The following is a 12875-nucleotide window of genomic DNA, read 5'->3' on the forward strand; positions in this document are numbered from 1 at the left end:
GCCTAACCACATATTCGGTTAGGCATAAAAGATATATCCATATAAGCATGCCAATCGGCACACCAAGTGTTAGGATCCTCTTTCATGCTTCTCTGAACATGTTTAAAGCGATCGTTTCAAATTGCTAAGAGTATAAAATGAATGGTCCGAATTGTCAATAGGTAAATAAACTTTAAGAAAGATTAATGCTTAAATGTTCATTGTTTAGCGCGGCGGTTAGCCAAATGTTGTAGATCAATCTGTCTAAGCCTTGCCCAATGATAGCTTTCACCTGAAATTAGCAAATCAGATTTTCCTAGGTCATCCACTGACTGACAAGACAGAAGTAATAAAGTGCGTTTGAGAGCAATCGTCCAGTCTTCAACCCATTGGATGGTTTCCTCAACACCTAATTGGTCAACGGAGTGGAGAAACTTACCAGCAATACCGCAACTTCTAGCTCCAAGCGCTAAGGCTTTTACCACATCCAAAAAGTCACGAATACCACCAGAAGCTAATATCTCGACTTGATCTTGAAAGGGAAGTGATTCAAGCAAAGATTCAACACTCGTTTGCCCCCAATTGGTCAAACTTGAAAAATCAAATTGATCATTACGATGGTTTTCGATTTGAACAAAATTGGTTCCCCCACGTCCGCCAAGATCGATTGTTTGAACACCAAGGTCTAATAATTCCTGTATGGTTTCGCGACTCATACCGAAGCCTACTTCTTTGACGATGACTGGAACGGACAGATGATCGACTATTTTTTGAATGTTTTCTTTCCAGGTGGAAAAATCACGGTCGCCTTCTGGCATCACTACTTCTTGAGCAGTGTTCAAATGAATTTGTAAAGCGTTGGCTTGAATGAGGTCGACGGCTTTTTCGGCATTCGTCAAATCATGGTGGGGACCTAAATTGGCAAGGACAAAACCATGGGGATTCTCTTTACGAATAATGGTGAAGGAATCAGCGACTTGAGGATTTTTAAGCGCTGCTGAAATGGAACCCACAGCCATAGCCAAGCCAGTTTCGGCTGCCACTTGAGCGAGTTGTTGATTATATAGTTTTGTTTGAGGACTGCCGCCTGTCATGGCATTGATATAAAAAGGATGGTCGTGTTTTTGACCTGCCCAGTGGGTCGAGAGATCAATTTGGTCTTGTCTAAGTCGGCCGATCGATTGATGAACAAAGCGGATATCATCAAAGGAGTTCCTTTTTTTGGTTTGATGTTGGTCTAAAGCATAGCGCACATGATCATCTTTACGGTTGATATGTAGTGAAGAGTCCATATTACTCCCATCCTTTCTTAAGATATTTGAGGGGCTGGACCAAGGTCGAGTGGAATAATTTGCTGGGTCTGCCATTGACTGACAATCGCTGCTTTATACTGAAGGTCAAAGCCTAAAGCAATCCCACAATCACCGCCACCAGCACCGGAGCTTTTAGCAGCATAGTGGTGATTGTTAGCGATCGTAATCAGCTTTGTTAAAGAATTAGTTTCAATAGATAGATCATAGGCTCCGCTCAAATATTCCAGTGAATCCCGGTAGGCATTGATGGCTTGGTCTATACTCTGTGGATGGTTTTCAATTAAACCTTCTTTCAGTTGTAGGACTGCTGATTGAGCTTGATCTAGAAAGGCCTGATAGGGTTGAGGTCTGACTTTGACTTGGTCTAAAAGCTGATTGACCAGATTGTCGGTTGAGGCAGGCTGTTGCGTCCATCCAATAAGAAGTTGTAATTCTGTAGGAACCTCGAGTCTTTCGATCACAAGGCTCGGCCATTCGCAGTTTAATAAGTTCGTGATTGAAGAACTCTCGGTCATCATTGCTTGTAAAGCATTTCGTTCAGGAGCTTGATAGTAAATCCAACCGCCAAAGCTATTGGCTGCAAGATCACCAAAACTACCAGCAGTACCCAGTTGAAGCTGACTAATGACCGCTAAGCGATAGAGCTTTTCGGGAGTGATTTTTAAATCATGGAAAGCGAGTAAAGCCTTGAGGGTTCCGACTGTAACTGCTCCGCTAGAGCCTAGTCCATATTTTAAGCCAGCTTTATTCATTAGATGGGATTGAATTTGAAGATGAAAAGCTTGAAAATCAATCCCACATTCTTGCAAGAAACTTTTTGCTACCTTTATTGCTTGGATCACATACCGCCACTTTGAAAGTTCCTTCGAAGTTAGAGGCGGTTGATTGGCTTGAGTCAAAGCTTCTTCCTTTACAGCTAGCCCAAGAGTTGGATAGTCTGCTTGATGGTTTTCGACAAGTGAGTGTTCACCGGTTCTTTTGGTTATTTTCAGTTCTAAATATTGATCAAGAGCTAGGAGAATAGCCGGTTGGTTGGGAGCAAGCACCGCATACTCCCCAGCAATGTACAGCTTTCCAGGCACTTTTATGGTCAAGCTTTTTTGTGACTGAGCAGGAAAGTTAGGATTCATGTTGAGCCTCCTAATTTTTAAAGGTAGGAATTGGAAAGGGTTGTGGACCGGGACGAGAGACAATAATATTTTGTGGGTCAAAAGCCTTACTTAAGTGTGCTTGAATAGCTGGAACTTCACTATAAGGACAAATAATTTTGACGTTCGGGCCAGCGTCCATGGTAAAGTAGGCCGTTAGACCTGCTTTTCTTAGTTGACGAACAGCTTCCATGGCCTGAAGCGATTCCGCTTGGAAATAAGTAAAACTAGGATTAGCAGCCAACATGGTGGCATGCATCTTCATCGCATTATGCTCGGCAATTTGACCGATTTGGTGAATATCTCTGGCTTTAATGGCCCGTTTGATATGCTTTAAATCACTGGCCACTTCTTCTGCCCATAAGGCATAGAAGGGTGAACTTTCAATCGTGTGTTGCATGGCTTGACGGCTAGAAAAAGGTTTAGCCGCTTGATTGACAATTAAAGCGATCATAGCAATATCCCAATCGGCCTCATCAAAGGGATGGGCGAAACTTGATTGGGAATCGTCGCCTTGACCTTTCTCCCATTCGACAAAACCACCAAATAGGGACCGCGAAGCAGAGCCTGACCCAAAGCGAGCCATAATAGAAAGCTCCTTTTGCGGTAAGTTTAATTCTAAAGCACCATTACAAGCACAGGCTAAAGCGGCAAAGGCTGAAGCGGAAGAAGCCAGACCAGCAGCAGTTGGGACATGGTTGTAACTTGTAACTTTTGCCTTGAGATCAGTAGCCTTTAGCTGGCGAAAACGGTCTAAAAAATTCGAAATTTTCTGAACTTCATTTTTAGATTGAGGCTGGTCATTTAAGATAAATTGGTCGCTGGCGTAGTCTTTCGCAAAATGGACTTGGGTTTGGCTATAAAAAGCCTCTAGCGTCAAAGAAAGGCTAGAGGTGACAGGTAGCATGAGGTCTTGATTTCGCTTGCCCCAGTACTTAATTAAGGCAATGTTGGTATGGGCTTGATAGGTAGCTATATAATCTTTAGACATGATGCGACTCCTTTGCTTGGTTTGCTTTGGAAAGATTGAGTAACCAAGTTTTTTCTGCGCCGGCTTGTTCCATTGACTCCGCAATTAATTGAGCGTGTGTTTGGTCATGAGCCAGAGCAATCACACAGCCGCCCATACCCCCGCCGGTTAATTTAGCACCGAGCGAACCCGCTAACCAAGCCGCATTGACGATATGATCAAGCGACGCATTTGAGACGCCTAATTGGTTGAGGTAATAGTGGTTATATGTCATTAAGCGACCAAGTTCTACGGGGTCCTTTTTACGGATGGCTAGGAAGGCTTGGCTTACAAAAGATCCGATCGTTTCCATCGCTGAGTTGACAAAGGCTGCTTTGCTTTTTCTTAACTGGGCGACATGGTTCACAGCTAATTTGGTTTGTCCAGCTTGGCCTGAATCGGCGACTACGAGATAAGCCTGCAGATCTAATTCAAAATCACGCGCTTGTTGACTCTTGCGATAAATGATGGATCGATTAGAAGAAGTAACCAAGGTATCAATACCAGAAGTCGATTGATGAGCAATGACTTCTGCTTCATTGGTAATCATACGTAAGTGGTAGTCTTTGATTGATTTGCCATAATAGTCACAAACCGCTCGGATGAGGGCTACACTCACAGCTGCTGAAGACCCCATGCCACGCTCTTGAGGAATTTCAGATAAAATTTCAATATGGAGCGGGTAGTGTGGGAGATGTTTTGAATCTAATGTTAATTTTAAGGCCATCTTCAGGTTGTTTAAGTGAGCAGGTGCTTGATCAAAGCGCCCCTTAAAATAAGGACAGTCGATGGTTGAATAAGTAAAGGCACTCGGTGTGATCTTTACTTTGACCTGGCACGTTTTAAAAGGGATGGCAATCGCGGGGTAGTCGTAAACCACTGAATGCTCACCCATTAAGATGATTTTAGAATGAGCATTTCCAAGTCCCAAATATTTTTTATTTATAGACTCCGATGAGGGAGAAGATTGAGGCTTACCGAATGATTGGTCCATGAATTTGCTCCTTTCTCTAAAAGATATACATTAATGATAGCGCTTATGCTAAAATAAGAGCCAAAATATGCGCTAAAAAAAATACTGTTTCATTGGAGTATTTTAACATACATTATAAGAAGTTTGTATTAATTCATTATGAGACTTAAGTAGGAGGTACTTATGTATTTTTCAATTAACGATTATTATGCGACCTATAATCGTAAAGAATGGCAAGCTTTTCAATCTGATGACCTAGAGATGATTGCGATTGATAAGCTGGCAAGTTTGGTGTCTATTCAAGATAGACTAACTCAAACGGACGTTCGAGAAATTTATGGCCCCTTATTACATTATATTGAAGCTGACTTTCAGCATACTATGCAGTATAGCATGGCTAAGCAAAAGTTCTTTTCCATGGGAGAAGTAGACCCTTTTGCTTATCGTAAGGTGCCATTCATTATTGGCATATCTGGATCGGTTGCAGTTGGCAAATCAACTACCGCTCGGCTACTTCATCAATTGTTGAGTGAAACCTTTCCACGACGTAAGGTTGATTTAATCACAACCGATGGTTTTTTGTACCCTAATGAGGTGTTAGAACAAAGAGGAATGCTACACCGTAAAGGCTTTCCCGAATCTTATGATATGCCTCTATTGCTTGAATTTATGACCCATATTAAGACGCAGACTTCACCCTTTTCAGTTCCGACATATTCCCATCTGAGTTATGACATCGTCAAAGGTCAGTATCAAATTATTAATAATCCAGACATATTAATTGTTGAAGGAATTAATGTCCTACAATTACCATCCAATCAACAAATTTACGTCAGTGATTTCTTTGATTTTTCGATATATATTGATGCAGATCAGGAGTTAATACATCAATGGTTTATTAACCGCTTTTTAGTCCACCTACAAATGGCAAAAAAAGATCCCTCCAATTATTACCACCAAATGAGTGATATGTCTAAAGAAGAAGCAATTGCTTATGCAGATAATGTTTGGTTGACTATCAACTTGCCGAATTTAATCCAGCATATTAAACCCACTCGCTCGAGAGCGGATGTTGTTTTACATAAGTCAGTTAATCATTATATTGATCAAATTCACGTGAGAAAGTATTAGAACGAAGTGGCGTAAGGTAAATGATCTTTCGAAAAAAACGAACAAAAAGCATAAAGTCCGAATAAAAATATGGAAAAAGATTCTTTCATTCGTTCAAGCATGTTAGAATGGAAGCAAGATATTAAAAATGTAGGAGGAATACAATGGTAGAAATTAGAAGACCTGAAGCTATGGAACGCATTTCAAGCCGAGAAATGGCGGAGAAATTTATTGAAGAGCAAATGACCTTGATCAAAGAGCAAGTAGGCGACAAGAAAGTTCTGTTAGCACTATCGGGAGGCGTGGATTCCTCTGTCGTAGCCGCTTTATTAATTAAAGCAATTGGCAAGCAATTAATTTGTGTCCATGTAAACCATGGTTTATTACGTAAGGGCGAACCTGAACAAGTGATTGAAGTCTTTAAGAATCAGATGGATGCCAATTTAATCTATCGTGATTGTACAGATCGCTTCTTAGATAAATTAGCAGGCATAACTGATCCTGAAGAAAAACGGATGATCATTGGGAATGAGTTTATTGAGGTCTTTGCTGAAGAAGCGCGCAAACTAGATGGTGTCGATTTCTTGGCCCAAGGAACAATTTGGCCAGATATTTTAGAAAGTGAAGACGGCATCAAGGCCCATCATAATGCAGGTGGCCTACCTGAAGATTTAGACTTTGAATTAGTTGAACCAGTACGGATTCTTTTCAAGGATGAAGTCCGTATGGTTGGTGAAGCATTAGGATTACCAAGTGGTATGGTTTACCGTCAACCTTTCCCAGGACCTGGTTTAGGGGTTCGTTGTCTTGGAGCGATCACTAGAGATCGCTTAGAAGCAGTCAGAGAGTCTGACGCTATCTTACGTGAAGAGTTCGCTAAGCATGGTTTAGCTGAAAAAGTATGGCAATACTTCACCATCGTGCCTGATTTTAAATCTACTGGCATCAAAGATGGCAAACGTACCTATGACTGGCCAGTCATTGTGCGTGCAGTCAATACCAAGGATGCCATGTCTGCTACCGTTGAGAATATTCCATTTGAATTAATGCAACACCTTGTTGACCGCATTACCCATGAAGTGCCAGGTGTGAGCCGTGTGCTTTATGACTTCACACCAAAGCCTACAGGAACCATTGAGTGGGAATAGTTAAATAGAATAACTTAATAAATAATGCAAAAGGCTTACAGAAAGAGACACCATAGAGATCTGAATAAAGATCTATGGTGTTTTTTAATGCAAGTATTTATTTTAAACTTAGATTTTTTAAGAAAGGAAGATAGTCCGCTGAACAAATACTAAAGATACAGAATATCTTAGCAAAAAAAGCGTATTAATAAATGCTAAAGAATTTGCAAACTTGGATGAAATTGAGAAGTTGATTAAAGAAATTTGTAAATAAGTATAGTTTGGAACGTTTGAACAGTGATTTAAACAAAGCACAGGAGATTTTAGATTGGAATCTCCTATGCTTTGTTTAAGTCTATATTATATTTTGCACAAATATTTTAAAGGTTCTGCTTCAAATTATCTTGCCCTGATAATTCATGTAAACTTAAGGCCCTACTTAAGGAGGGAATATGATTATCATTCTTTACATTAAATTCAGCAATTCCCTTGCGGAAATAAAGTAATCCAAGAAACATAAGGGTGTTATCTTTTATACTTAGTTGGTTGGATTGATTTGCATAGGCTAAGGCTTTCTTGTGAAGGCCTTAGCCTATGGAAGGTATAGGATAGGTTGAAAATAATTCTAAGCCTTAAATTTATATTTGTTTCATCCAGGTGGTCTAGAGAAAAGAGCAGGATGTCTTGGCAGGAATCAATTCTTCCAAGCTTATTTTCTAATAAGGTAATATTCATTAGCTATCTTATATTCAATCTCTTTTTTTACTTCGAAAAATTTATCTTGATTATCAAGTCTAAAATTTAATAGGATTAGGTTTAAATCTTTTTTAATACAAGGGAAAGGACTTCTAAGGTAATTTGATTGGGCAAGACCTTTCCATTTTCAATTTTTCTCAGGGTATCTGTAGAAAGTAAAGCTAAATTATCTATGTCTTTTTGAGTATAGCCCATATCCTTTCTTTTATTACAAATATAATTGCCAAAGGCTGTCAGATTATAGTACATACCAAGATTCCTACTAATCCCGACTTAAGTCGGGTTTATTTTATTTTAGTATATTATATTATGTTTAGTGAGTTTAGTAAGCTGGTAAATTTAAAAAAGGAGAAGATCAAGCAATGAAAAAGTTATTAATATATTTTGCTTGAAGCGTAAATCAAAAAAAACGGAAAAAAAGTAAGAGCGGATAATAAAGTTAATAAGGAAGATATCGTATATTTTATTTATTCAACACTGTATATATCTTCGGTTTCATTAATAATGATCTCTGCTGGGGTTTATATTGTTGATTTAATAAAGAATTCTCATTTAATAATAGATTCATTTAAAAATATAATGGTAGATTTGAGAAATGCGAATATAAAAATAGGATTAGCAAACTTAATGAATTTGTTTATTAAACTGACGCCATTGATTATACTTGGATTCACGGTTTTAAAATCAATACTATAGTCAATAATATTAATAATAGGGAAACTTAAAAAGGAAAGTAGTTGTGAAGATATATGATTATTAAATTAAGGATTATTAAAAAATAATAATCTTAAAATAAAAATTTTTAAATTTTAGAAAGGTTGACTATAATGATTAAATTCGAAAATATAAGTAAAGAGTTTACATCAAATGGAAATTCCCAAATGGTACTATCAAACATAAATTTAAGAGTTAAAGAAAAAGATTTTATTACAATTATTGGTAAGTCAGGCTCAGGAAAAACCACATTAATTAATTTGATAGGGTTAATAGAAAAACCTACTAGTGGAAGCATCTATTTCGAGTCAAAAGAAATAAATTTTAAGAAAGAGAAAGAAGTTGAGGAATTAAGGGGCAATTATGTAAGTTTTATATTTCAAAATGCAAATTTGATAAGTAGTCTAAATCCAATAGAAAATATAATGTTAGGAATGAATAAGGAAAAAAATAAAGATAAAAAAATGAAAATAGCTAAAAAATTATTAGAAGATGTAGGATTAAAAGGAAAAGAAATGGCCAAAATTAACAATTTGTCAGGAGGCGAACAACAAAGGGTTTCAGTAGCAAGGGCACTTGCAAATTCTCCCAAAATATTAATTTGTGACGAACCTACAGGCTCATTAGACAAAAAAACTGGAGAAACAATAATAGAATTAATAATATCTATTTGGAAAGAGACTGAAATGTCTTTAATTGTAGTAACCCATGATCAGGACTTAGCAAATCTAGGACAACGTAAATTAGAACTGGATGAAGGTGAACTTAATGAACTCTAGAGAATTATTTAAATTGTATTTTTCTAAACAGTTGACTGAGAATAAAAGTATACTTTTACTAGTTGTAATATCATTGATTATTGGTTTTTCAATTTCTATCTTTGTTCCCATTATTAGCTATAACCAAAATAAAGCAATAACTAATAATGTGGATAAAATTAATGGCGGAGATATTAAGATAGAAGGTAATATGATATTAGAGGATATAAAAGCTGAATTATTTAAAATTGATAGTAATGCTGAAATAATAAAGAATAATGTTATGGGTTCAGTTATAAAGGAAAAAAAAGATAATAAGTTTATTTTTGATTTATTAATTGGAGATTATAAATTAAATGAAGATGAAATAATTCTGGCTGGAAATACAGCTGATTATTTTGGTTATAAACGAGGTGATGAAATTGAAATATTAGTTAATAATGGGTATAAGAAATTTACAATAAATGGTATAGAAAATATAAGTTCTGGAGTCACAAGTCAAGCTGAATTTATAGGATATGGTAAAATTAATCAAAACCATTTATCTGAAAAGGCAGGGGAGCCAAATTTAATTATTATCAATTCTAAATCTGTAGATATAATTAAAGATAAATTTGAAAACAAATTCCCAAATCTTAAATTAACAACAATAGAAGATGCGAGAAAAGATCAGGAAGATTCTATTAAGATGCAAAGTGTAGCAATGAATTTATTAAATGTGATGGGTTATATTCTAATGATGTCTGTTTTAGCAGGAACTATAATGATGTTTCTAATAAAATACAGAAGGGACATTTCAATATTAAAACTTTTATTTATAAAAAACACAGTAATTAATAGAGCTATTTTTATAGAATTTTTTAGTATTGGTATAGTTTCACTTGTTTTATCCTTACCAATATCATTTATTGCTCAGCAAATAATAACCAATTCTTTAGGGATACAAAATACGGGTATAAATAGTCAAATTTTAATATTAATATTTAGAGGTTTTATCATAAACTTCTTTTTACTTATGATTACTGTAAAAGTATTGTCTTCTGCAGCTGGAGCGATTTCTCCCATGAGTTTATTAAATAAGGATTATACAGATCTATTTAAAAAAATCAAACGGCTGGGAATTATTTTACTACCTTTGATTTTAGTTTCCATGTTTTTATATGGAGTTTTTTCTGGAGAAAATATGTTATTGCTAAGTTTTTTTATGATCCTAGTATTAATGTCAATATTACTTTTGATGTTATTATTGATGTTTTTTATTTTAACTAAAATACCAGTTAAGAATGAAGTTTTAAATTATACTAGCAAGACTTTCAGAAATGAAAAAGGTATAAATATATTATTAATATTAAACACTACTCTTCTTTTGATTTTTTTTTTAATAGGATTTAAATTTCCTAATTTTTTAAAATTAACCTATGATGAAAAACTAGAAAATGATATCCCTTATAATAACATGATAGCAAGCGAAGATTTAGATAATATAGCGATAGAACTAAAAGAGAAGCTTGATGGGGATAAAACTTTTACTTTGTTTTCCAGTGAGGATGGTTTAATGGTTTTTGAAGACAAAATCGTAGATATTTTTGAGGTTGGTGTGGACATAAAAAATTATAACAATAAATTCAAAGTAATAGAGGGAGAAGATTTAATTGAAACAGAAAAAGATGGAATACTAATATCCGAAGATTTTAAATCCAAAGAAGGTTTAAAGATAAATGATGAAATTCAAATTGTAACTCAAGAAAAGATATCAAAACATTATATTAGAGGCATTTATGATAATGGAACTATAAACTCCAATTGGATTTTAAAACCTAAGATTGATAAAGAAAATTCAATGATTCTTTTAAAAACTGATAAAGAAATTTCAGAGTTAGAAATTTCAAATGCTGTTATAGCAAGTCTTGATCAGGTGGGGCAAGCTATGCTGAAGAAAGCAGATGAATTTTTGCGGGGTTTTAGATATATATGTTTAATTTTTAGTGGAAGTGCTTTATTATTCAATGTTTTGTTGATGATGTCAAACGGTAGTATGAAGATGAGAGATTTTACGATTATTAGAGCTTTATCAAAGAAAGATAGTTTTATTAAAATTTCTACAGTAATTAATTTCTTATATGCTACTATCCTTTCTTCAGTGTGTGCGGTTACAACTTATTGGCTAGTAGGACAGTTTGTTTTTAAAATTATCCTTGACTTAGAGATGGTTTTAGATAATAAAACTGTCATTATGACTATAGTTCTTTCTGTAATTTTCAATTTTATAACTTATTCTCAAATGTTCTTTAGAACAAGTAAATTTATTGATTATAATATATTAAGGTCTGATTGATGGATACAGTTTTAAGATTATTTAAAAGGATTTTAATTGGCATAACATTATTAGTTATATCATTTATTCTTGCAATACTAATAAAGGTGATAATTATTTTAATAATTTCTGTATCACCGGCTATTGGAAGTAAAGAAGATATTATTGTTTTTATAAGTAAATTGACAAACTCTACTATCTTAGTGTTTCTGCCTTCGATATTACTAAGTTTTGTTTGTTCAATTTATTTAAATAAATTTGAAGAAAAAACATATGAATTGATAAAATTTGAAACTAATAAGATTATTATTACAGGTTTATTAGCATTATCAATGATATCTATTATTATTTTAATAGATGTGTTAATTTTTAGGAGTAGTATTATTGCAAACAAAGCTGAGTGGAAAATAGGAATACTACTTATAGTATTTCTTTTTCAATCTATAGGTGAAGAATTACTGTTTAGGAGTGTATTGTATGAGGAATTAAAAGCTAATTTTTCTAAATTTTTTTTACTGCTAATAAGTTCATTATTATTTATTTTATTACATCTAGGGTATCCAAACTTTGGTTTAATACCAGCAGTTTATTTATTTATATAATCTGTAATTGCATCCTATATATATGATCATGCTGGAATCTATGGAGCAAGTGTCTTTCACTGGTTATGGAACTTTGCATAGATTTGTATATTTCTATTCCAGTAAGTGGAATAATTAGAGGTGATTTAGGAAGATTCAAACTAATTAATCCTAATATTAATTTAGGATTTGCTCTAGAAGGAAGTTTTATAAATATTTTAGTTCAGATTTTTGTATTTTTTCTTTTAGTAATAATAGAGAGGATGATTTTAAATGGAAAGAAATTGTTTGAGATGCGGCACTAAAATGATTCCTGGTTACAAATTAAAGTTAAATTTTAAAGTTTATGATATTATAGTTACCAAAATTAATAAAAAATTTTTTAGAAAAGTTGATAAGCCAAGTGTAAGTATTTGTCCTTCATGTGGAGAAATTTCACTGTATTTAAAAAATGTTAAAGATATACAAAAAAATGGTTTTTGATTTATTTGATTTAATAAACGAATTATAGTTTTAGAATACATGTAAAGATATTCAATATAAATTATAAAACTGGATAGGCTATCTTAGTGTAAAATAGTTGTAGGACAAGAAAACAAAAAATATAGAGAATATCGTTCCCTATGATATTAGGATTAATTCAGAATGTAAATAGTATTGAGATGATACAGCACAGAGGAACCTTATTGAATTTAATGGGGAAATTATGAAATTCTAAAGGGAATTAAATTATTTTTATTAGGATGGTCTATATTATTATGTCTGTTTAATTGGAACTGGGACTGGAACGGGTAAAAGAAATTGAAAATACACCTAAATCACACGCACAGAACAGAAATGAACTGCTAAATAATAGCTGATTTGAAAGCTTTACTATATAGTTGATGGTATAAAATAAAGAGTGGGAATAAAAAATTATAAAAGCATACTTTAAATTTTGATTTTTAGTATTTTATTATAAGCTCTGGTCATTATGATTAGAGCTTTTGCTGTATATAAATTGTTTTGTTAGTGTAATTAAAAACTTAACAGTAGTAATAGCTATGACGGAGGATAAGTCTATATGTCTTTATTATTTTAAAGAGGAAGAAAT

The 12875-nt window shown here is 34.0% G+C and carries 11 protein-coding genes; 6 read left to right on the forward strand and 5 right to left on the reverse strand.

All coding sequences use genetic code 11. The annotated features are described in order from the left end of the window. Positions 1-197: 197 nt before the first annotated feature. From fni to mvk, 4 genes are read right to left on the reverse strand one after another with little or no spacing between them, the layout of a single operon-like run. Complete coding sequence (gene fni, locus HF969_RS04885; RefSeq protein WP_090289447.1) at positions 198-1271, reverse strand: type 2 isopentenyl-diphosphate Delta-isomerase; 1074 nt, start codon at positions 1269-1271, stop codon at positions 198-200. 17 nt (positions 1272-1288) lie between these two features. Next, on the reverse strand, positions 1289-2422 hold the full coding sequence (locus tag HF969_RS04890) for a phosphomevalonate kinase (protein ID WP_090289446.1): 1134 nt from the start codon (positions 2420-2422) through the stop codon (positions 1289-1291). Positions 2423-2432: 10 nt separating this feature from the next. Then, positions 2433-3431: a diphosphomevalonate decarboxylase gene (gene mvaD / locus HF969_RS04895; RefSeq protein WP_090289445.1), complete on the reverse strand. Its 999-nt coding sequence runs from the start codon at positions 3429-3431 to the stop codon at positions 2433-2435. Then, positions 3424-4443, reverse strand: coding sequence for a mevalonate kinase (gene mvk, locus HF969_RS04900; RefSeq protein WP_090289444.1), 1020 nt, complete (start codon positions 4441-4443; stop codon positions 3424-3426). The genes mvaD and mvk overlap by 8 nt, the downstream gene beginning before the upstream one ends. A 174-nt stretch (positions 4444-4617) precedes the next feature. On the opposite strand from mvk, the gene coaA reads away from it, so the two are divergent. After that, positions 4618-5553, forward strand: coding sequence for a type I pantothenate kinase (gene coaA, locus HF969_RS04905; RefSeq protein WP_425431565.1), 936 nt, complete (start codon positions 4618-4620; stop codon positions 5551-5553). Between the two features lie 143 nt (positions 5554-5696). Continuing rightward, positions 5697-6680 carry a glutamine-hydrolyzing GMP synthase gene (gene guaA, locus HF969_RS04910; protein ID WP_090289442.1) on the forward strand — a complete coding sequence of 328 codons (984 nt, stop codon included), beginning with the start codon at positions 5697-5699 and terminating at the stop codon, positions 6678-6680. 795 nt (positions 6681-7475) lie between these two features. Here guaA and HF969_RS04915 read toward each other — a convergent pair. After that, on the reverse strand, positions 7476-7664 hold the full coding sequence (locus HF969_RS04915; protein WP_090289441.1) for a helix-turn-helix domain-containing protein: 189 nt from the start codon (positions 7662-7664) through the stop codon (positions 7476-7478). Between the two features lie 578 nt (positions 7665-8242). Between HF969_RS04915 and HF969_RS04920 the strand changes: the two genes are divergently transcribed. The 4 genes from HF969_RS04920 to HF969_RS04935 all read left to right on the forward strand — a co-directional run bounded on the left by HF969_RS04920 (position 8243) and on the right by HF969_RS04935 (position 12265). Next, positions 8243-8908 carry an ABC transporter ATP-binding protein gene (locus HF969_RS04920; protein ID WP_090289440.1) on the forward strand — a complete coding sequence of 222 codons (666 nt, stop codon included), beginning with the start codon at positions 8243-8245 and terminating at the stop codon, positions 8906-8908. Continuing rightward, positions 8898-11222 carry an ABC transporter permease gene (locus HF969_RS04925; protein ID WP_090289439.1) on the forward strand — a complete coding sequence of 775 codons (2325 nt, stop codon included), beginning with the start codon at positions 8898-8900 and terminating at the stop codon, positions 11220-11222. The genes HF969_RS04920 and HF969_RS04925 overlap by 11 nt, the downstream gene beginning before the upstream one ends. Beyond that, positions 11222-11803 (forward strand): CPBP family glutamic-type intramembrane protease, encoded by a 582-nt coding sequence (locus tag HF969_RS04930; RefSeq protein ID WP_090289438.1) that lies wholly within the window; start codon positions 11222-11224, stop codon positions 11801-11803. The genes HF969_RS04925 and HF969_RS04930 overlap by 1 nt, the downstream gene beginning before the upstream one ends. A 252-nt stretch (positions 11804-12055) precedes the next feature. Then, positions 12056-12265: a hypothetical protein gene (locus HF969_RS04935; RefSeq protein ID WP_090289437.1), complete on the forward strand. Its 210-nt coding sequence runs from the start codon at positions 12056-12058 to the stop codon at positions 12263-12265. Positions 12266-12875 lie beyond the last annotated feature (610 nt).

Source organism: Facklamia miroungae (genome assembly GCF_012396555.1).
Taxonomy (GTDB): Bacteria; Bacillota; Bacilli; order Lactobacillales; family Aerococcaceae; genus Facklamia; species Facklamia miroungae.